19 protein-coding genes and 1 pseudogene are annotated in these 18,851 nt (G+C 69.2%); 7 read left to right on the top strand and 13 right to left on the bottom strand.

Features of this window, described 5'->3' with window-relative positions; translation table 11 throughout:
- Positions 1 to 2 precede the first annotated feature (2 nt).
- The 4 genes from fliI to fliF are packed head-to-tail and all read right to left on the bottom strand — an operon-like array spanning position 3 to position 4,980.
- On the bottom strand, positions 3 to 1,562 hold the full coding sequence (fliI, locus tag DIE11_RS21925; RefSeq protein ID WP_124626991.1) for a flagellar protein export ATPase FliI: 1,560 nt from the start codon (positions 1,560 to 1,562) through the stop codon (positions 3 to 5).
- Complete coding sequence (fliH, locus tag DIE11_RS21920; RefSeq protein WP_124626989.1) at positions 1,556 to 2,239, bottom strand: flagellar assembly protein FliH; 684 nt, start codon at positions 2,237 to 2,239, stop codon at positions 1,556 to 1,558. The genes fliI and fliH overlap by 7 nt, the downstream gene beginning before the upstream one ends.
- A complete protein-coding gene (fliG, locus tag DIE11_RS21915) occupies positions 2,232 to 3,227 on the bottom strand; it encodes a flagellar motor switch protein FliG (RefSeq protein ID WP_124626987.1) in 996 nt (331 codons plus the stop codon). The genes fliH and fliG overlap by 8 nt, the downstream gene beginning before the upstream one ends.
- On the bottom strand, positions 3,217 to 4,980 hold the full coding sequence (fliF, locus tag DIE11_RS21910) for a flagellar basal-body MS-ring/collar protein FliF (RefSeq protein ID WP_124626985.1): 1,764 nt from the start codon (positions 4,978 to 4,980) through the stop codon (positions 3,217 to 3,219). Before fliF ends, fliG begins: the two co-directional genes overlap by 11 nt.
- Positions 4,981 to 5,230: 250 nt before the next feature.
- Here fliF and fliE point away from each other — a divergent pair, with 250 nt between their 5' ends.
- The 6 genes from fliE to DIE11_RS21875 all read left to right on the top strand — a co-directional run bounded on the left by fliE (position 5,231) and on the right by DIE11_RS21875 (position 9,294).
- Positions 5,231 to 5,575: a flagellar hook-basal body complex protein FliE gene (gene fliE / locus DIE11_RS21900; RefSeq protein ID WP_059448462.1), complete on the top strand. Its 345-nt coding sequence runs from the start codon at positions 5,231 to 5,233 to the stop codon at positions 5,573 to 5,575.
- Between the two features lie 208 nt (positions 5,576 to 5,783).
- Positions 5,784 to 6,218, top strand: coding sequence for a flagellar export chaperone FliS (fliS, locus tag DIE11_RS21895; RefSeq protein ID WP_059535013.1), 435 nt, complete (start codon positions 5,784 to 5,786; stop codon positions 6,216 to 6,218).
- Positions 6,215 to 6,547, top strand: coding sequence for a flagellar protein FliT (locus DIE11_RS21890; protein WP_059607422.1), 333 nt, complete (start codon positions 6,215 to 6,217; stop codon positions 6,545 to 6,547). The genes fliS and DIE11_RS21890 overlap by 4 nt, the downstream gene beginning before the upstream one ends.
- Positions 6,548 to 6,622: 75 nt before the next feature.
- Entirely contained in the window at positions 6,623 to 7,978 is a 1,356-nt protein-coding gene (locus tag DIE11_RS21885) for a flagellar hook-length control protein FliK (protein WP_124626983.1), read from the top strand.
- A complete protein-coding gene (locus tag DIE11_RS21880) occupies positions 7,975 to 8,295 on the top strand; it encodes an EscU/YscU/HrcU family type III secretion system export apparatus switch protein (protein WP_124626981.1) in 321 nt (106 codons plus the stop codon). Before DIE11_RS21885 ends, DIE11_RS21880 begins: the two co-directional genes overlap by 4 nt.
- 264 nt (positions 8,296 to 8,559) lie before the next feature.
- The gene (locus DIE11_RS21875) at positions 8,560 to 9,294 is read left to right on the top strand and encodes a PepSY-associated TM helix domain-containing protein (protein WP_124626979.1); all 735 of its coding nucleotides are present in this window, start codon (positions 8,560 to 8,562) and stop codon (positions 9,292 to 9,294) included.
- Between the two features lie 79 nt (positions 9,295 to 9,373).
- Here the strand turns inward: DIE11_RS21875 and DIE11_RS21870 are convergent, their stop codons facing one another.
- From DIE11_RS21870 to DIE11_RS21830, 9 genes and pseudogenes are all read right to left on the bottom strand, one after another.
- Entirely contained in the window at positions 9,374 to 10,399 is a 1,026-nt protein-coding gene (locus DIE11_RS21870; protein WP_059607548.1) for an XdhC family protein, read from the bottom strand.
- Positions 10,400 to 10,728: 329 nt separating this feature from the next.
- Complete coding sequence (locus tag DIE11_RS21865) at positions 10,729 to 12,135, bottom strand: amino acid permease (RefSeq protein WP_059607413.1); 1,407 nt, start codon at positions 12,133 to 12,135, stop codon at positions 10,729 to 10,731.
- A 197-nt stretch (positions 12,136 to 12,332) separates the two neighbouring features.
- Positions 12,333 to 12,989, bottom strand: coding sequence for a response regulator transcription factor RqpR (gene rqpR, locus DIE11_RS21860; protein ID WP_124626977.1), 657 nt, complete (start codon positions 12,987 to 12,989; stop codon positions 12,333 to 12,335).
- A gap of 7 nt (positions 12,990 to 12,996) precedes the next feature.
- Positions 12,997 to 13,806 (bottom strand): quorum system sensor histidine kinase RqpS, encoded by an 810-nt coding sequence (gene rqpS, locus DIE11_RS21855; protein WP_124626975.1) that lies wholly within the window; start codon positions 13,804 to 13,806, stop codon positions 12,997 to 12,999.
- Between the two features lie 415 nt (positions 13,807 to 14,221).
- Entirely contained in the window at positions 14,222 to 14,992 is a 771-nt protein-coding gene (locus tag DIE11_RS21850; RefSeq protein WP_059535031.1) for a ferredoxin--NADP reductase, read from the bottom strand.
- A gap of 226 nt (positions 14,993 to 15,218) precedes the next feature.
- Positions 15,219 to 15,350 (bottom strand): annotated as a pseudogene (locus DIE11_RS21845) (LysE family translocator); the annotation flags it as partial.
- Positions 15,351 to 15,421: 71 nt separating this feature from the next.
- On the bottom strand, positions 15,422 to 16,237 hold the full coding sequence (locus tag DIE11_RS21840) for an endonuclease/exonuclease/phosphatase family protein (protein WP_059607406.1): 816 nt from the start codon (positions 16,235 to 16,237) through the stop codon (positions 15,422 to 15,424).
- Between the two features lie 5 nt (positions 16,238 to 16,242).
- Positions 16,243 to 16,731 carry a hypothetical protein gene (locus DIE11_RS21835; RefSeq protein WP_124626973.1) on the bottom strand — a complete coding sequence of 163 codons (489 nt, stop codon included), beginning with the start codon at positions 16,729 to 16,731 and terminating at the stop codon, positions 16,243 to 16,245.
- A 146-nt stretch (positions 16,732 to 16,877) separates the two neighbouring features.
- Positions 16,878 to 17,597 carry a nitroreductase gene (locus tag DIE11_RS21830; protein WP_124626971.1) on the bottom strand — a complete coding sequence of 240 codons (720 nt, stop codon included), beginning with the start codon at positions 17,595 to 17,597 and terminating at the stop codon, positions 16,878 to 16,880.
- A gap of 227 nt (positions 17,598 to 17,824) precedes the next feature.
- On the opposite strand from DIE11_RS21830, the gene DIE11_RS21825 reads away from it, so the two are divergent.
- Positions 17,825 to 18,805, top strand: coding sequence for an AAA family ATPase (locus DIE11_RS21825; protein ID WP_059607402.1), 981 nt, complete (start codon positions 17,825 to 17,827; stop codon positions 18,803 to 18,805).
- Positions 18,806 to 18,851 lie beyond the last annotated feature (46 nt).

Here is an 18,851-nt window from a genome sequence, read left to right as displayed (position 1 = left end):
GGTCAGCCTCCGTGTACGTCGAACAGCGCATCGAGCGCGCCGAGGCTCGACGCGAACGGCGCGCATTCGCGAAAGCCCTGCTGCAGGAACGATTCGATGCGCGGGTAGAGCGCGATCGCGCGGTCGAGCTGCGCGTCGCGGCCGGGCGCATAGGCGCCGACCGCGATCAGGTCGCGATTGCGCTGGTAGCGCGACAGCATCTGCTTGAACTGCCGCACGCGGTCGAGATGCGTTTCGTCGATCAGCGCGGTCATCGCGCGGCTGATCGACGCCTCGATGTCGATCGCCGGATAGTGGCCGGCTTCGGCGAGCGCGCGCGACAGCACGATATGGCCGTCGAGGATCGCGCGCGCCGAATCGGCGATCGGGTCCTGCTGGTCGTCGCCTTCGGTCAGCACCGTGTAGAACGCGGTGATCGAGCCGCCGCCTTCGGGCCCGTTGCCGGTGCGCTCGACGAGCGCGGGCAGCTTCGCGAATACCGACGGCGGATAGCCCTTGGTCGCGGGCGGCTCGCCGATCGCAAGCGCGATCTCGCGCTGCGCCATCGCGTAACGCGTCAGCGAATCCATCAGCAGCAGCACGTGCTTGCCCTGGTCGCGGAAATACTCGGCGAGCGACGTCGCGTAGGCCGCGCCCTGCATCCGCAGCAGCGGCGACACGTCGGCCGGCGCTGCGACGACGACCGAGCGCGCGAGCCCGTCCTCGCCGAGGATCTGTTCGATGAACTCCTTCACTTCGCGGCCGCGTTCGCCGATCAGCCCGATCACGATCACTTCCGCGCTGGTGTAGCGCGCCATCGTGCCGAGCAGCACCGACTTGCCGACGCCGGAGCCGGCGAACAGGCCCATCCGCTGCCCGCGGCCGACGGTGAGCAGGCCGTTGATCGCGCGCACGCCGACGTCGAGCACGTGATGGATCGGTTCGCGATCGAGCGGGTTGATCGACGGCGCCGACAGCGGTGCGTCGACCTTCGACGCGAGGGGGCCGAGGCCGTCGAGCGGGCGGCCCGACGCGTCGACCACGCGCCCGAGCATTTCCCAGCCGACCGGCAGCCGCTTCGCACCGGCGAGCGGATCGGCGACGGGCGCGCTTTCCCGTGGCCACACACGCGCACCGGGCAAGACGCCTGCGACGTCGGTGGTCGGCATCAGGAACAGGCGATCGCCGGCGAAGCCGACGACTTCCGCTTCCGCGTGCGGCAGCGTGCTGCCGGGCGGCAATTCGATCGTGCATTCGGCGCCGACCGACAGGCGCAGCCCGATCGCCTCGAGCACGAGGCCCGCGGCGCGCGTGAGGCGCCCGCACGGGCGCAGCGGCAGCGCGCGGTGACTGCGGGCCGCGAGCCCGTTCAGGTGCGTGCGCCAGTGCGCGAGGTGCGGATTGTGCGGCGCGCGCGGCGCATCGCCGGCGGTATCCGTCGCGGGCGCGTGCGTGCCGTGCGCGGCGCCATGCGATGCTTCGAGGTCGAACAACGCATCGGGGCCGAACGACGCGAGTGCGAGCTCGCGCTCGAGCGGTGTCATCCCGTCGTGCAGCACCGATTCGGGCGTGGGCGTCACCATGCGCTCACCTTGCCGATCGCGGCGGCGACGCGTTGCCAGCGGGTGGGCAGCGTCGCGTCGACCTCGCCGGTCGCGGCGTGCGCGCGGCAGCCGCCGCGCTCGATCGACGCGTCGGTGCGCACGTTCCAGCCGAGCGTATCGAGATCGTCCTGCAGATAGGCTTCGACGACGGGCAGGTCGGCCGGATTCACCACGAGATGCGGCGCGCCGGACAACGCCGGCTCGGCGGCGAGCACGTCGCGCACGGCCGCGACGAGCGCGGCCGGATCGTGCTTCACGTGCTGGCGCACGACCTGCTGCGCGATGTCGAGCGCGAGCTGCGCGAGCTCGGACGCGAGATCGTGCTCGACGCCCGACACGGCCTCGCGAAACGACGCGGCCAGCGCCGCAAGCTGCGCGGCCTGTTCGCGTGCTTCGGCCTGGCCGGCCTCGAAGCCTTGTTCGCGCCCCTGATCGAACCCGGCCTGGTAACCCAGTGCCTGGCCTTCGACGTGGCCGGCCGCATGGCCTTCGGCATGCGCGGCGTCGCGCACGCGCTGCAGTTCCTCGGCGAGCGCGGCGGCCGCCGCTGCCGCATCGTCGGGCGGCGGCGGGGGCGGCGGCGGATCGAACGACGCCATCTCCCACCGCTGGTACGCGGTGAGGGTGCCGGCGAGCTCGCGCGCGGAATCAGACATACGCGTCTTCCGCCTTGCCGCCGATCACGATCTGGCCGCTCTCGGCGAGGTTGCGCACGATCTGCAGGATGCGGCGCTGCTGCGTCTCGACTTCGGACACGCGCACCGGGCCGCGCGCGTCGAGATCCTCGGCGAGCAGTTCGGCCGCGCGTTGCGACATGTTCGCGAGGAATTTCTGGCGCAGCGCGGGCGGCGCGCCCTTGAGCGCGATGATCAGCGTTTCCGACTCGACTTCCTTCAGCACCATCTGGATCGCGCGATCCTCGAGGTCGAGCAGGTTCTCGAACACGAACATCTGGTCGACGATCTTCTGCGCGAGGTCGGCGTCGTACTGGCGCACGCTTTCGAGCACGCCTTCCTCGTGATTGCTCGTCATGAAGTTCAGGATCTCGGCCGCGGTGCGGATGCCGCCCATTGGGCTGCGCTTCAGGTTGTCGCTGCCGGACAGCAGGCCGGTGAGCACGTCGTCGAGCTCGCGCAGCGCGGCCGGCTGGATGCCGTCGAGCGTCGCGATCCGCAGCAGCACGTCGTTGCGCAGCCGCTCGGTGAAGCACGACGCGATCTCCGACGCCTGGTCGCGGTCGAGGTGCACGAGGATCGTCGCGATGATCTGCGGATGCTCGTTCTTGATCAGTTCCGCGACGGCGGCCGAGTCCATCCACTTCAGGCCCTCGATGCCGCTTGTGTCGCTGCCCTGCAGGATCCGGTCGATCAGCACGCCGGCCTTGTCCTCGCCGAGCGCCTTGGTCAGCACCGAGCGGATGTACTCGCTCGAATCGAGCGACAGCGCGGTGTGCTGCTCGGCTTCCTTCGCGAACTCGTGCAGCACCTCCTCGACCTGCTCGCGCGTGACGTTCTTCAGCGCGGCCATCGCGGCGCCGATCTTCTGCACCTCGCGCGGAGCGAGGAACTTGAATACTTCAGCGGCCTCTTCCTCGCCGATCGACATCAGCAGCAGCGCGCTCTTGGTCAGGCCTTCAGCGTTCATCGGACACCCAGTTCTTCACGACGGTGGCGACGATCTTCGGATCCTGGCGGGCGATCGTGCGCGCGTAGTCGAGGTTGCGTTCGTAGCGGTTCTTTTCGTTCTCGAAGCCGAGCAGCAGCGGATCGGGCTCGTCCGCCTGTTCCAGGGCGGGCAGGCCGTCGAGCGCGACCGGATCCTCCGGCGCCGCGAGTGCCGGTGCGGCCGGCTCGGGCGGCGGGAACGCGCGGCGCATCGCCGGGCGCACGAACATGAAATAGAGCGCCGCCGCGGCCGCCGCGATGCCGAGCCACTTCGCGGCTTCCTTCGCCATCGCGATCATGTCCGGCTGGCGCCACCACGGCAGGTCGGCGTACGGGTCAGTGGCGGTCGAGAACGCGCTGTTCACGACGTTGACCGAGTCGCCGCGCTTCTCGTCGTAGCCCATCGCGTCCTTCACGAGCTGCTCGATCTGCGCGAGCTTCGCGGGCGGCAGCGGCTGCATCGTCACGTGGCCCTTCGCGTCGGCGACCGGCTGGTAGTTGACCACGACGGCGACCGACAACCGCTTCACGTTGCCCATCGGCTGCTCCACGTGGCGGATCGTCTTGTCGAGCTCGTAGTTGGTCGTCTGGTCCTTGCGGTCGCTGACGGGCGTCGACTGCGGCCCGTTCTGGCCGTTGCCGGCGACGATCGGCGCGGAGGCCGGCTGCGGCGGCGTGTTCGACAGCGCGCCCGGCACGCCCGATGCGCCGCCCTGCGCGAGTTCGGTCGCGCTGCTGGTCTGCTGGCTGCGGATCGCGGCCTGTTGCGGCGCGCCGTTCGGGCCGTAGCTTTCCGAGGTCTGCTCGAGCTTCGAGAAATCGATGTCCGCGCTGACCTGCGAGCGCGCGTTGCCGGTGCCGAAGATCGGCGCGAGGATCGCGTCGATGCGCTTTTGCGTGTTGTGCTCGACCTGCTGCACGTACTTGAGCTGGCTCGCGTCGAGGCCGGTGGCCGACGCGGTCTGCGTCAGCAGGTTGCCGTCCTGGTCGACGATCGTCACGTTCTTGGCCGGCATGTCGGGCACGCCGGACGACACCATCCGCGTGACCGCCTGCACCTGGCCCTCGTCGAGCACGCGGCCCGGGTAGAGGTCGACGAACACCGATGCGCTCGGCGCTTCCTTGTCGCGCACGAACACCGACGGCTTCGGGATCGCCAGATGCACGCGCGCCGTCTTCACGGCGTTGATCGACTCGATCGTGCGTTGCAGCTCGCCTTCGAGCGCGCGCTGGTAGTTCACCTGCTCGGCGAACTGGCTGATGCCGAATTTCTGGCTGTCCATCAGCTCGAAGCCGACCGAGCCGCCCTTGGGCAGGCCCATCGCGGCGAGCTTCAGGCGCGTTTCGTGTACCTGGTTCGACGGCACGAGGATCGCGCCGCCGGCGTCGGCGAACTTGTAGGGAACGTTTGCCTGCTGGAGCGCGGTGATGATCGCGCCGCCGTCGCGGTCCGACAGGTTGCTGTACAGCACGCGATAGTCGGGCGCGCGGCTCCACAGCACGAGCGCGGTGATCGCGGCGATGGCGAGCGCGACGGCGATCACGAACGGCAGTTTCGGGTTGCCCTTCATCCGCGTGATGCCGGGGATGCGTTCCGCGAAGCCGCCGAACCCGAAGTCCGCGCCGGCGCCGCCTGCTCCCGGCAACGCGGCGGCCGCGGTGGCGCCTGGCACCGGGCTGGCGAGGCCCGTGCGGGCGTCGGGGTTGATCAGCGAGTTGGCCTGCGAATCCATGCGTGGAATTTCTCCGGAGCGGGACGACTGAGCCGCTCGGACGAGCGGACGGACAATGACACGATGCGATTATCGGGACCGGAGCGCGACTCCGATCGACTGAAAAGAGCGGGGTTTCCCCCGTACTTTCGCGGCTTTGGCGCGCGCCGCGCTGCTATCCTTTTTCGCGATCCGGCATGGTGCGCGTCGTGCGGCGCCGTCGGAGCGCCCGGTGCGTCCGGGTCTCTACTCTCATATGTCTGGGGACAGCATGGCTGCCAACGTCAGCGGAATCGGTTCGGTGTTGCAACAGATGCAGGCGATGGCCGCGCAGGCGAGCGGCGGCGTCGCGAGCCCGACGGCGGCGCTCGCCGGTTCGGGCGCGGCGACGGCCGGCACGTTCGCGAGCGCGATGAAGGCGTCGCTGGACAAGATCAGCGGCGACCAGAAGCACGCGCTCGGCGAGGCGCAGGCGTTCGAGGTCGGCGCGGCGAACGTGTCGCTGAACGACGTGATGGTCGACATGCAGAAGGCCAACATCGGTTTCCAGTTCGGGCTCCAGGTCCGCAACAAGCTCGTGAGCGCCTACAACGACATCATGCAGATGTCCGTGTGACGGGCCCGGCAACCCGGGACGGCCAGCCGGCGATGGACATCCACGGGCGGCCGACCGGCGACGCGCCCGGTGAGCGGCCTGCCGGTCCGGCCGGCGGCCCGTGCGCCTAAAGCTTTTCAATTCCCTTCCGATAACTCTGGAACAAGGCCGCTTCATGCATTGCAGCGCGGCGGCCACCGCATAGCCAACGCAACACAAGGAGAAGCGCATGTTTTCCCCAGGACACGCTGGAGCCAGTGCATACGCGCGTGTCGGCGTCGAGACGGGGGTGATGGGCGCCTCCCCGCACCGGCTGATCGCGATGCTGTACCAGGGCGCGCGCCAGGCCATCGCGCTCGCGCGCATGCATCTGCAGCAGGGCAACGTGCCCGCACGCGGCGAAGCGATCGGCAAGGCGATCGGGATCGTCGAGAGCGGCCTGCAGGCGTCGCTGAACCGCGACGCGGGGGGCCAGATCGCCGGGCGCCTCGACGCGCTGTACACGTATATCGGCCGGCGCCTGCTGGAAGCCAACATGCACGCGAGCGACGCGATGCTGGTCGAGGTCGACGGGTTGCTCGCGACGCTCGAGGAAGCGTGGACGGGCATCGCTCCGGAAGTCGCACGCATGGCCGCGCAACAGGCGGCGGGCGCGGCACGATGAATCTCAAGGCCGAATACTTCGCTCGCTACGAGGCGCTCGCGGCTGTTTCGGGCCGCATGCTGTCCGCGGCGCGCGGCGCGGAGTGGAGCGCGCTGCCGGAGTTGCAGGCCGAATTCCTGCGTCTCGTCGATGGGCTGAAGGAGGCCGATCCGGGCGTCGCGCTCGACCAGGCCGACCTCGGTCGCAAGCTCGGGCTGATCCGCCGCATCCTCGCTGACGACGCCGCGATCCGCGATCTCGCGAGCCCGGAAGTCGCCCGGCTGTCCGCGCTGTTCGAGGCGCGGCGCTCGACCCAGGTATTGACCGATCTCTACCGCGCTCGCGGGTAGTGCCCGTTTGCCGGGGCGGCGGTTGCCGCCTGCCCGGCTTCCCAACGATGTGGCTGAGGTGAGCAGGCTCCGATCATGACCGGTATCGACTCCGTTGCGGCCGCCCTGCTGGCGAGTCGCCTCGACAGCCTGCTGACCGGCTCCGTGACGGCGCCCGCTGGCGGCGGCGCGACCGCGCAGGTCGGCACGCCGGGCGCCGGCGCGTCGTCGCCGTCTTCGACAGGGGCCCCGCCGGCGGCACCACCGGCATCCGCGCAGACCGCGCTGTCCGAGGTCGCGCTCGTGCTCGACGCGATCTCGCGCTCGGGCGGCATCGCGACGCCCGTGATCGCCGGGCGCACGCCGCTGCTGGCCGATCCTGCCGTGTTGCTGAGCACGGCGGCGGCCGTGCCGCCCGACGGGCAGCCGGCCGCCGTTCCGGCTGCGTCCGCCGCCGCGCCTTCCACCGCAACGCCTGCGTCTGACGTCGCGGCCGCGCGCGATGCGGCGGCCGCGCCGCCCGTCGCGGCGCTGCGTGCGGCGCTCGCGCAGGCCGTGAGCGAAAGCGGCCTCTTTTACGAATCCCATCTCGCGCAGTGGCTGGCCGGCCAGCGCCCGCTCGCCGCGCTGATGCGCGAACCGCAGGCGCGGCTCATGACCGCGCCGGTGCAGCCCGCCCCGGATGCCGCGCAGCACGACGCACCCGACGTGCTCGACGAACTGCTCGCGCAGCGCCTGCCGCTACCGACGACGGCGCGAACGGCCACGCAGCCGGGCACGCCCGCGTCCGGCGGTGCGGTGCCGCGCGAGCTTGCACAGAACGCGGCTGCCGCCGCTCGGCAAGGTGCGGCGTCGGTCACGGCCGCGACGACCGACCCGCTCGGCGACCGCCCCGACACGCGCTGGACGCCCGCGCGCGCCGAACTGGGCGCCGCGTTGGCCGATCCGCAGGCGCAGGCACCGGCTCCCGTACATCCGGCCGCCGTGCCGATCGTCCGGCAGCAGCTCGATGCGCTCGCGACCGACCAGTTCCGCTGGGCGGGCGAGGCGTGGCCCGGGGCGCGCCTCGACTGGACGATCGAGCCCGACGATCCGGGCGGCCACGCGTCGCGCGGCGGCGACGATGCAGGAAGCGGGATCGCATGGCGCACGCGGCTGACGCTCACGTTACCGTCGCTCGGCACGGTCGACGCGGAGCTGGTGCTCAATGGCGCGCAACTCGTCGCGCGACTGCGCGCGAATTCGGCCGGCGCCGACCGGCTCACGCGGAACGAGGCCGCGCTGCGGCAGCGGTTCGAGGGATCGGGGCTGCAGCTCGGCGGACTGTCGATCCGTGCGGTCGGCGACGAACCGGACGGCTTCGACCCGCTCGTCGCGCAGGCGGCAGCCGCCGCGTATGCGCGCAGCGCGGCGGGCGGCACGCCGGGCGCCGACGACGAGGTGCCGCGATGAGCATGGCGTCCCGCAAGCGCGCGACCGCGCTCGTCTACGATCCGAAGGGGGGCGATACCGCGCCGCGCGTGGTTGCGAAGGGGTACGGCCTGCTCGCCGAGATGATCGTCGCTCGTGCGCGGGATGCCGGGCTGTACGTGCATACCGCGCCGGAGATGGTGTCGCTGCTGATGCAGGTCGATCTCGACGACCGGATTCCGCCGCAGCTTTACCAGGCCGTCGCGGATCTGCTGGCATGGCTGTACGCGCTCGATCGGACTGAGCCCGGGCCGGGCGACGTCGCCCCGCACTTTCCGCTACCGCCGCTGCGCCGCTGAGCGTTCGCCGGCCCGTTTTCCTTGCGAGACGCTGTCACAGTCTTTCACAATCATTTCGCCGGCATTTCCTTCTATTGACATGGATTGGCGTGCAATCCGCGCGCTTCGTCGGTTATCGCCTGATTTTCTTGTCGGCCGACGTTCGCCGTGGGATTGAGCGGCCGCGCCATTTGTGTAATGATATCCATTCTCATTTTCATGTTATCCGGGCGGCGCGCGTTTTTCGTGCGCTGCCCGTTGCTTTGAACAAATGGATACTCTCGCGTGAACGCGCCCGAAACGATCGCCCCGCCGCAGGCGGGCAGGCCCCCAGCGGGCGTCACCGTGCTGCATCCGGCCGCACGGCCCCTGAGCGACGCCGAACTGGCGACGCGCCGCCAGCGCTCGCGCCGCGCGACCTTCATCAAATGGCTGCGCAAGGTGCATGGCTGGGTCGGGCTCTGGGGCGCGGTGCTCGGGCTGCTGTTCGGCGTGACGGGCGTGCTGCTCAACCACCGTGCGCCACCGCTGAAGATCCCGACCGGCGAACCGCAGGTCGAGCAGATGCAGATCGCGTTGCCGGATCCGGCGCCGAAGTCGCCGGCCGCGATGACGAAGTGGCTGCAGCACGAACTGCACTTCGACGGCCGGCCGGGCCGCGTGCGCAAGGAGCCTGCGCAGCCGGTCGCCTGGGGCGACAAGCGCGTGATGCAGCCGGAGCACTGGCAGATGGGCCTGTTCGGTCCGCACCAGAGCCTGCAGGCCGAATATTGGGTCGGCAATGGCTACGTATCGGTGAAGCGCACCGGCAATACGTTCCTGACCACGCTGAACAACCTGCATCGCGGCGTCGGCATGAATCTCGGCTGGGTGCTGCTGATGGACACGATCGCCGGTTCGCTGATCCTGTTGTCGCTGACGGGCGTGCTGCTGTGGACCGAGCTGAACAAGCGCCGCACGGTCGGCGTCGTGCTGGTGGCAGGCTCCGTCGCCGCGGCGCTCGCCGCGGGTCTCGCCTGACTTGACCATCGACGTGCGCCGGTTGTCCGCCGGCGCATGACGGCCTCCGGCACGGCCATGCGCCACGGGGCAACTAGCTTCAGAGGCCGCAGGTCGCGCCGCTGTTCGCCGCGATCTCGCGGGCGGCCTTCGCGCCCTCGACCTGCAGGATCGTCGGCAGCGACACGTTGTTCTTCGCGGCCGTGATCTCGGCGAGGATCGAGATCGCGATTTCCGGCGGCGTGCGGCTGCCGATGTAGATGCCGGCCGGCCCGTGCAGCCGCGCCAGTTCCGCCTCGCTCAGGTCGAATTCGAGCAGCCGCTCGCGCCGGGCGGCGTTGTTGCGCCGCGAGCCGAGCGCGCCCACGTAGAACGCGGGCGTCTTCAGTGCCTCCATCAGCGCGAGATCGTCGAGCTTCGGGTCGTGCGTGAGCGCGATCACGGCCGAACGCGCGTCGAGTTTCATGTCGAGCACCGTGTCGTCGGGCATCGTGTGTACGACGCGCGTGCCCGTCACGTCCCACGCATCCGTGTACTCCTCGCGCGGATCGCAGACCGTCACCTGATAATCGAGCCCGACCGCGATCTGGCACAGATAGCGCGACAACTGCCCCGCGCCGATCACGAGCATCCGGTAGCGCGGCCCGTGTATCGTCACGAGCCGGTCGCCGTCGAACGCGAGCCCGTCGGTCGCCTGCGCGGGCGACAGCGACGCGCGGCCGGTCGCGAGCGTCATCGTGCGCGTGACGAGGCGGCCGGCCTCGACTTCCGCGCACAGCGCGGCGATCCCGCTGTCGGGCGTGAGCGGCTCCAGCACGAGCTGGATCGTGCCGCCGCAGGGCAGCCCGAAGCGGTGTGCTTCCTCGGCCGTCACGCCGTACTTGACGGCTTCCGGGCGTGCATCGGCCGCGATCCCGCTCGCATGCACGCGGGCGATCAGGTCGTCCTCGATGCAGCCGCCTGACACGGAGCCGACCACGAGGCCGTCCTCGCGCACCGCGAGCATCGCGCCCTCGGGGCGGGGTGACGAGCCCCACGTCTTCACGACCGTCACGAGCAGCACGCGGCGCCCTTCGTCGAGCCAGCGCGCGCTGGATTTCAGTACATCGAGATCGACGCTTTCCATCATTCCGTTCCTGTTGCCGGACGGCCCGCCGGGCCGGGCCATCGTTCGATGGCCGGATTATGAACCGCCCGGCGCGCGCGTGCTGGCAGCGTGCAAATCGTGCGGGCAAATCCGGACGATCGGGCAAGAAATCGCGACGATCGGGCAGCGATCGGGTGCGGGCGGGTGCGGGCGGGGCGCGGCGGCGCGTGTGGTGCGTGTGGTGCGCCACGCTCAAGGGGCGCCGATGGCCGGGCGGGTTCCGGCGGGGAGGGGGCGCGCACGGGGCCGGTGACGGCCCGGCGTGGCGTCGTGCCGCTGCGCGCGGCGTGCGCGCGCAGCGACGGCGGTCAATGCGCGTCGTGCTGACCGTGCGCGAGCTTCGAGTGGTGCCGCGAATACAGGAAGTAGATCACGAGGCCGATGACGAGCCAGATGCCGAACGCGGCCCACGTGACGGGTTGCAGGTTCAGCATCAGGAACAGGCACGCGCCGACCGCGAGGATCGGCACCACCGGCACGCCCGGGCAGCGGAATGCGCGCGGCAGTTCCGGGTGCGTGCGGCGCAGCACCAGCACCGCGATCGACACCATCGAGAACGCGGCGAGCGTGCCGATGTTGATCAGCTCGGCGAGCACGTTGAGCGGCACGAGCGCGGCGATCAGCCCGAAGAACAGGCCGACGAGCCAGGTCGTCAGGAACGGCGTCGCGTAGCGCGGATGCACGCGCGACAGCGCCGCCGGCAGCAGCCCGTCGCGCGACATCGCGAAGATGATGCGCGTCTGGCCGTAGCTCATCACGAGGATCACGGTCAGCATGCCGAGCACCGCGCCGAGATCGATGAAGCCCGCGACCCACTTCTCGCCGGCGATCTGCAGCGCATACGAGATCGGGTGCGACACGTTCGCGTACTGCGCCGACGGCACGATGCCGGTCGCGACTGCCGCGACCGTCACGTACAGCACCGCGCACACCGCGAGCGACGCGATGATGCCGATCGGCAGGTCGCGTTTCGGATTCTTCACTTCTTCGGCCGCCGACGACACCGCGTCGAAGCCGATGAACGCGAAGAACATCACGGCCGCCGCGCCGAACACGCCGTTCCAGCCGTGCGGCATGAACGGCTTCCAGTTCGCTGGCGTGACGTGGAAGACGCCGACCGCGATCACGAGCAGCACGACCGACACCTTGATGAACACCATGATGTTGTTGATGCGGGTCGACTCGCGGATGCCGATCGACAGCAGCGTCGTGATCACCAGCATCACGAGGAACGCCGGCAGGTTGAACCACGTGACGACGCCCGGAATCGCGCCGGGCGCGGCCGTCAGCACGGTCGGCAGCGTGAGCCCGAAGCCCTGCAGCAGCGACTGCAGGTAGCCCGACCAGCCGACCGACACGGCCGACGCCGCGAGGCCGTATTCGAGCATCAGGTCCCAGCCGATGATCCAGGCGACGAGCTCGCCGAGCGTCGCGTACGAGTAGGTGTAGATCGAGCCCGCGACCGGAATCGTCGACGCGAATTCGGCGTACGACAGCGCCGCGAGGCCGCACGCGATCGCGGCGATCACGAACGACAGCATCAGCGCGGGGCCGGCCTGCACGGCGCCCGTGCCGGTCAGCACGAAGATGCCGGTGCCGATGATCGCGCCGATCCCGAGGAAGGTGAGGTCGATTGCGCCGAGCGCTTTCTTGAGTCCGGCGCCGTGTGCGCCGGCGATCATGCGATCGACGTTTTTCTTGCGGAAGAGGGACATTGCGGATGAGTCTCCAGCGCGCGCGAGCGCGGCGGCGCCGAGTGAGTGAAAACCCGTAATTTTAGCCGATTTGGCGTGGAAGACCTGCTGCGGCGCAGCGGCGCGCTCGGGAATCGTCCGATAAAACAAGCGCTTGTGTGCGTCGTTCGGCGCACCGGGCCCGGCGCGGAGCCGGCCGGCGCGGCGAGGACGATGAATCAGGCGCCCGACGCGGGCGCCATGTCGACGAGCCGGTTGCTCATCACGTAGAACGTCAGTTCCGCGTTGTTCGACAGCCGCATCTTCTCGAGCAGCCGCGACCGGTACACGCTGACCGTCTTCACCGACAGCGACAGCGTGTTCGCGATGTCGGTGAGGCGCTTGCCCGACGCCAGCATGCAGAGCGTCTGGTATTCGCGGTCGGACAGCTTCTCGTGCGGCAGCGGTTCGTTCTCGAACGACACGTATTCGGCAAGCGCCTCGGCCATCGCCGGGCTCACGTACTTGCGGCCGGCCGCGACCTGCTGGATCGCGCCGATCATCTGCGCGGCATTCACCGTCTTCGACAGGTAGCCGGCCGCGCCGGCCTTCAGCGCGCGCACCGCGTACTGGTCCTCGCGATACATCGAGAACATCAGCACCGGCGCGCCCGGCAGCTTGCGCTTGATGCGCTTGAGCACCTCGATGCCGTTCGTGTCCGGCAAGGAGATGTCGAGCAGGATCACGTCGAAGGCCTGGCGGTCGACGGCGGCCACCGCATCGCTGCCGGTCTCGGCTTCGGTCACGTGACGCGCGATGCCGCGGTCGATCAGCAGATGGCGGATCCCTTGCCGGACGATCGCGTGATCGTCCACGAGCAGGATGTTCAGGCTCATGAGGGCCTCACGAAAGCGATGCGCGGCGCGCGGCCGCCGGCTCCGCGAACAGCGAGTCCCACGCGAAGCGCGCGGTGACGCGCGTGCCGCGCCCCGCTTCCGGTGCGCTCGCGTCGAAGCTGCCGCCGAACGCCTCGCAGCGTGCGCGCATTCCGGCGAGACCGTAGCCGGTGCGCCGGCTACGTGCAAGACCGGTCCCATCGTCGGTGACGATCAGGGACATATGCGAGTCGTCGGTGTCGATCTGCACGTCGACGGATGTCGCGCGCGCATGCTTCGCGACGTTCGACAGCGCTTCCTGCGCGACGCGGAAGATGGCGAGCGCGCCGGCGCCGCCGAGCTGCGTGAGTCGCGCGTCGGCCGCGCAGACGAAGCTCGTGCGCAGGCCGGTGCGGGCCGTGTGGCTGTCGACCCACGTCGACAGGGCGCCGACGACGCCGCCGTCGAGTGCCGGCGTGTCGCGCTCGTCGATCAGCTGGCGGTTGGCGTCGGTGGCGGAGTCGAGCGCCTGCTGCGCCAGCTCGAGCGCGCGCAGGCAGCCGTCCGGCGCATCGGCCGGCAGCCACGTTTGAACGTTTGCCAGCGCGAAACGCGCGGCGGTGAGTTCGGCGCCGAGTCCGTCATGCAGCTCGCCGGCGAGATGGCGGCGGGCCGCCTCGTCGGCAATCATCAGCTGGAGGGACAGCGCCGCGATCCGGGCGGCGGACGTGTCGTGTTCGGGCAGGGCTTCGGCCACGGGCGCGGCTGCGTCGCAGTCGAGCGGCTGCGACGGGAACGGGGCGTGAGCGCCCGTGGGCGCATTGAGCGACGTAACCATGACTCTCCCTGCTATCAGAAAGCGGTTCGGACACCGGCTGGCTGCCTGGATCGGCTGCCGTTTCGATGACGGCAGCCGCCAGAGAATCGCCCCGTACCGAGGTAACAAAAGTTACATCTTGTAACGTTTGAGTCCGACCCTCCAATGGTCGCCGAATCGGCGACCGCGCGGGGCGAATAATATCTCAAAAATTTGGAAAACGTCATGCCAGGCGGACATTTAAGGGTAAATGTGAATAATCCGAGTGAAGCTGTTGTAGGAAAAACACTGACACGGAAGCACCTGGATGGTGCGTATCAAAATGTAACGATTTGCCGTGGAATGATCGTGGTTTGTTACGAATTCGCCAAGTAGGGGCAAAAAAAAACCGGAGCTTTTGCTCCGGTTCTTGATGCTGCACAAATTCGGGGATCGATCAGTCCACGAATGCGCGTTCGATCACGTAGTGACCCGGCGCGCTGTTCTTGCCTTCGACCAGGCCGGCCTGCTTCAGCAGGTCCGTCGTGTCCTTCAGCATCGCGGTGCTGCCGCACAGCATCACGCGGTCGTTTTCCGGCGAGAACGCCGGCACGCCGAGGTCCGTGAACAGCTTGCCCGTCGCGATCAGGTCGGTGATCCGGCCCTCGTTGTCGAACGCCTCGCGCGTGACCGTCGGGTAGTAGACGAGCTTTTCCTTGATGATGTCGCCCAGGTACTCGTGGCCCGGCAGGTCGTGCTTGATGTAGTCCATGTACGCCAGCTCGCCCTTCAGGCGGCAGGTGTGCGTCAGGATGACCTTGTCGAAGCGTTCGTAGATGTCCGGGTCGCGGATGATCGACATGAATGGGGCGAGGCCCGTGCCGGTCGACAGCATCCACAGCGTCTTGCCGGGCAGCAGGTTGTCGGCGACGAGCGTGCCGGTCGGCTTCTTGCCGATCAGCACCGAGTCGCCCACCTTCAGGTGCTGCAGGCGCGACGTCAGCGGGCCGTTCTGGACCTTGATGCTGAAGAATTCGAGGTGCTCTTCGTAGTTCGGGCTGACGATCGAGTAGGCACGCGCGAGCGGCTTGCCGTCGACCTCGAGGCCGACCATCGTGAATTCGCCGTTGTTGAAGCGCAGGCTCGGCTCACGGGTGCAGGTGAAGCTGAAAAGCGTGTCGGTCCAGTGATGGACGGATTGGACGGTGGCGGTGTCGTATTTGCTCATGGCTTTGAAAACGGACGCGCGTAGCGGACGCGTGTAACGGGCCCAAAAACGGGCAAAAAACCGAGTGCGTCGGCCCGATCGCGGATCGGCCGGCCGGCGCGTCGGACACGCGCCTTCTCGATGACAGACGATTGAGGAACTGGTTATTTTACCCTGCTTGGGGCAGATGCGGGCTTGACCCGCGTGGCTGCGCGGATTTGGCGCAACGAAATCTTGCAACCGGCTTTCAGCGATCGGCCGCGAGCTTCGCGCCCAGGCCGACGAGCGCGGCGCCGCACAGCGCGTCGAGTGGACGCCGCGCGCGGCGGTAGCCGCGCTGCGCACGCGGGCTCGCGAACAGGAACGCGACGCACGAATACTCATGGCGGGCGCGGCGGCGGGCCGGCAAATCGCTACTCTGGCGCGCAGTCCTGCTGCCGCGCTACCGCGTCACTGCGGATCGAGGCGCAGCCGCGCGATATACGGCAGGTGGTCCGACAGCCACGCGGTTTCGCCTGACGGCGCCTGCCATTCGAGCGGCGTCAGCCCGCGCACGAACATCTTGTCGAGCGCGAGCGCCGGGGAGAACGCGGGGAACGTGCGGCCCGACTGCCCGAGCAGCGTCGCGACCTCGGACAGCCCGATCTCGCCGAACAGCGCGACCGAATCGTTGCGCCAGTCGTTGAAGTCGCCGGCGAGCACGAGCGGGTCGTCGCCCGCGTTGCGCACGATCCAGTGCGCGATCCAGTGCATCTGGCGCAGCCGCGCCGCGCGCGTGAGCGCGAGGTGCGCGCACAGCAGCGTGACGGGCCGTGCGCCCGCGAGCGTCGCGCGCGCAACCAGCAGCCCGCGCCGCTCGAAGCGGTGCGCGGAGATGTCCCAGCGGCCGCCGAGGTCGAGCGGATGCGGCGACAGGATCGCGTTGCCGTGCCGCCACGACGGCTTGAACACGTTCGGTCCGAGCGCGATCTGCCAGTCGAGCGCCTGCGCGATCTCGGTGGCCTGGCAGTGCCACACGTCGTCGACCGTGTCGTCCATCGGCGCGCCGAAGCCGGGGGCGAGCATCGGGCGCGGCATGCGGCGCGCCATCGCCTCCTGCAGGAAATACACGTCCGCGTGCGTCGACTGCATCCAGTTGCGCATCGCGTTCCATGCGGTGAAGCCGAGCGGCGAGCGGCCCTTGTGCAGGTTCCAGCTGACCGCGGTGATTTCGTCGGGCGCGGCGTGCGGCTCGGCGAACGGCAAGGACAGGGCGTCGGCGGACATGGCGCTCAGTCCTTCGTGACGTGCGCGCGCACGCGGTAGACGAGATGCGGGCGCTGCTCGACGAGCGTCCAGTCGGTCCATGCGTCGCCGCCGACCGACAGGCCCGGATGGCTCGCGACGATCTGCCGCGGCGACGCGGGCAGGCACGGATCGCTGCGCGTCGCGTTTTCGTCGTCGAGGGTTTCCTGCACGTCGAGCGCGAGCGACACCGTGTGCGCGGCGTCGTCGACGGTGAGCGGCGCGACCGTCACCGAGCGCGAGCGCTCGGTCGGCACGACGCGCGCGGCATTGCCGCAGCCGACGGGCACGGCGGACGGATAGCGATGGGTGTCGGTACGGGTTTGACCCACGGTGGTGCGTTGCTGGAACGTGTCGATCGTCTGACCGTCGCGCACCACCTGGATCTCCCACGCGACGACGGCCGGTGTGGGGCTCTGCGCATGGGCCGCGAGCGCGGCGCTCGCGAGCAGGACGGCCAGGCCGTGTTTCAGCATGAAACTTCTCCGGAAACGCGGGGTAGCGGGGAACGGACGCACATCTTACGCCCGATGGATCTGGACGGTGGTGTGACAGGACGTATCGCCGCAGGTTCGCAGCACGATCCGGTCCTGATCGAAAGGTAGGTCCGCGTCACGCGTTTTCAAGCGAAAAAGCGCGCGAACTCGGCGACGCTCGCGCGCTCGGTGACGAGACGGTTCTCGATCGCATCCGGGTCCGCATGGCCGAGCGACATCCCGCAGACGAGCTGCTCATTGGGCGGCATCCCGAGATGCGCGGCGATGATCCGGTGGAACGGCACGAACGCGGCCTGCGGGCAGGTGTCGAGGCCGCGTGCGCGCGCGGCCGTCATCACGCCCTGCAGGAACATTCCGCAGTCGAGCCATGCGCCGTGCGTCATCACGCGGTCGAGCGTGAAGAACAGCGCGACGGGCGCATCGAAGAAGCGGAAGTTGCGCGCATGCTGCGCGTGCATGCGGGCTTTTTCGTCGCGGCCGATGTTCAACAGACCATACAGGTCCCAGCCGACCTTGCGGCGCCGGTCGATATACGGCGACACCCATTCGCGCGGATAGTAGTCGTACTCGGCGACGTATTTCTCGTCGCGCGCCGGATCGTCGTACGCGGCGCTCAGGGCCGCGGCGAGTGCGTCGCGGGTCGCGCCGGTCGCGACGTACACGCGCCACGGCTGGATGTTGGTGCCCGACGGCGCGCGGCTCGCGGCTTCGAGGATCGCCTCGAGCGTGTCGCGCGGCACGGGCGTCGGCAGGAACGCGCGAATCGCGCGGCGCGACTTGAGCGCGGAGTCGACGGCGTCGATCGCATCGGTGTCGGCGCGCGGGACGGCAGCAGGGATGGACATCGGCATACCTTCGAAACGAAGCGCACGGCGCCGCGCGGGCGCCGTGGCATGGCCGGCGCGGCGGCCGGTGAATCATCGATCATACGCCGCACCGCGCGGCGCTGCAGTGTGCGCGTGGTGTTAGCAGCAGACCGGGGCGGCTGCTTGCTTGCACGCCGATGCGGGATCGCTACACTGAAATCGTAAGGGTCTGATGATCGTGTGACGGTAGCGGTAGCGAGGTTGGTATGACGACGGCGATGGTGAAACAGGAACTGGCGGTAGCGTCCTTGAGCACGGTGTACGACCTCGAGCAGGTCGAGACCGCGTTGAACGACTTGAACGAGAGCGCGAGCGACGCACTGCGCGCCACCTACGAGCGGATGCTCAAGACCGGCAATCTGCGCTTTTGCGTGAAGCCGAACCGGATGCCGTCATTCGACGAACTCGGCGGCGCGCTGCCCAATTTCACCGAGCCGCTCGACGACGTGCGCAAGCAGGTCGCGCTGTGCCTCGAGACGGACGACCGGCTCGAACTGATGCCGATCCTGCTGCTCGGGCCGCCCGGCATCGGCAAGACGCATTTCGCGAAGGCGCTCGCGCAACTGCTCGGCACCGCGTATCACTACGTGCCGATGAGTTCGCTGACGGCCGGCTGGATCCTGTCGGGCGCGTCGTCGCAATGGAAGAACGCGAAGCCCGGCAAGGTGTTCGAGGCGCTCGTCAACGGCAGCTATGCGAACCCGGTGATCGCGGTCGACGAGATCGACAAGGCCGGCAGCGACGCGCAATACGATCCGCTCGGCGCGCTGTACGCGTTGCTCGAGCACGACACCGCGCGCGCGTTCGTCGACGAATTCGCCGAGGTGCCGATCAATGCGGGCAACGTGATCTGGGTCGCGACCGCGAACGATGCGCAGGCGATTCCGGAGCCGCTGCTGAACCGGATGAACGTGTACGAGATCGCGCCGCCGGACGCGGCCGGCGCGCGCCGTATCGCGCAGACGATCTACGACGAGATCCGCACGTCGCACGCGTGGGGGCGGCGCTTCCCCGACACGCTCGACGACGACGCGCTCGACGTGCTGGCCGCGACGCCGCCGCGCACGATGCGCCGTGCGCTGCTGCATGCGTTCGGCGCCGCGCGGCTCGGCGGCCGCGACGTGATCGCGCCGTCCGACATCCGCGCCGACGAGGGCGCGACGAAGCGCCGGCCGATCGGATTCTGAGCCGGCCGCGCGCGCCTCGCCGCGTGGCGCGTGCAGGCCGATACGG

It is taken from the genome of Burkholderia sp. Bp9012 (assembly GCF_003853825.1).
Lineage (GTDB): Bacteria > Pseudomonadota > Gammaproteobacteria > Burkholderiales > Burkholderiaceae > Burkholderia > Burkholderia diffusa.
The sequence above is the reverse complement of the archived record's forward strand: the minus strand, read 5'-3'. Positions and strand labels throughout refer to the sequence as shown.

Coding starts and splice junctions, on each gene's coding strand:
- DIE11_RS21865 (WP_059607413.1), bottom strand. CDS start 12,135: ATGTCCCTCTTCCGCAAGAAAAACGTCGATCGCATGATCGCCGGCGCA.
- DIE11_RS21885 (WP_124626983.1), top strand. CDS start 6,623: ATGACCGGTATCGACTCCGTTGCGGCCGCCCTGCTGGCGAGTCGCCTC.
- fliF (WP_124626985.1), bottom strand. CDS start 4,980: ATGGATTCGCAGGCCAACTCGCTGATCAACCCCGACGCCCGCACGGGC.
- rqpS (WP_124626975.1), bottom strand. CDS start 13,806: ATGGTTACGTCGCTCAATGCGCCCACGGGCGCTCACGCCCCGTTCCCG.
- DIE11_RS21835 (WP_124626973.1), bottom strand. CDS start 16,731: ATGCTGAAACACGGCCTGGCCGTCCTGCTCGCGAGCGCCGCGCTCGCG.
- fliI (WP_124626991.1), bottom strand. CDS start 1,562: ATGGTGACGCCCACGCCCGAATCGGTGCTGCACGACGGGATGACACCG.
- DIE11_RS21830 (WP_124626971.1), bottom strand. CDS start 17,597: ATGTCCATCCCTGCTGCCGTCCCGCGCGCCGACACCGATGCGATCGAC.
- fliE (WP_059448462.1), top strand. CDS start 5,231: ATGGCTGCCAACGTCAGCGGAATCGGTTCGGTGTTGCAACAGATGCAG.
- fliG (WP_124626987.1), bottom strand. CDS start 3,227: ATGAACGCTGAAGGCCTGACCAAGAGCGCGCTGCTGCTGATGTCGATC.
- DIE11_RS21870 (WP_059607548.1), bottom strand. CDS start 10,399: ATGGAAAGCGTCGATCTCGATGTACTGAAATCCAGCGCGCGCTGGCTC.
- DIE11_RS21825 (WP_059607402.1), top strand. CDS start 17,825: ATGACGACGGCGATGGTGAAACAGGAACTGGCGGTAGCGTCCTTGAGC.
- DIE11_RS21880 (WP_124626981.1), top strand. CDS start 7,975: ATGAGCATGGCGTCCCGCAAGCGCGCGACCGCGCTCGTCTACGATCCG.
- fliH (WP_124626989.1), bottom strand. CDS start 2,239: ATGTCTGATTCCGCGCGCGAGCTCGCCGGCACCCTCACCGCGTACCAG.
- DIE11_RS21850 (WP_059535031.1), bottom strand. CDS start 14,992: ATGAGCAAATACGACACCGCCACCGTCCAATCCGTCCATCACTGGACC.
- DIE11_RS21840 (WP_059607406.1), bottom strand. CDS start 16,237: ATGTCCGCCGACGCCCTGTCCTTGCCGTTCGCCGAGCCGCACGCCGCG.
- DIE11_RS21890 (WP_059607422.1), top strand. CDS start 6,215: ATGAATCTCAAGGCCGAATACTTCGCTCGCTACGAGGCGCTCGCGGCT.
- rqpR (WP_124626977.1), bottom strand. CDS start 12,989: ATGAGCCTGAACATCCTGCTCGTGGACGATCACGCGATCGTCCGGCAA.
- fliS (WP_059535013.1), top strand. CDS start 5,784: ATGTTTTCCCCAGGACACGCTGGAGCCAGTGCATACGCGCGTGTCGGC.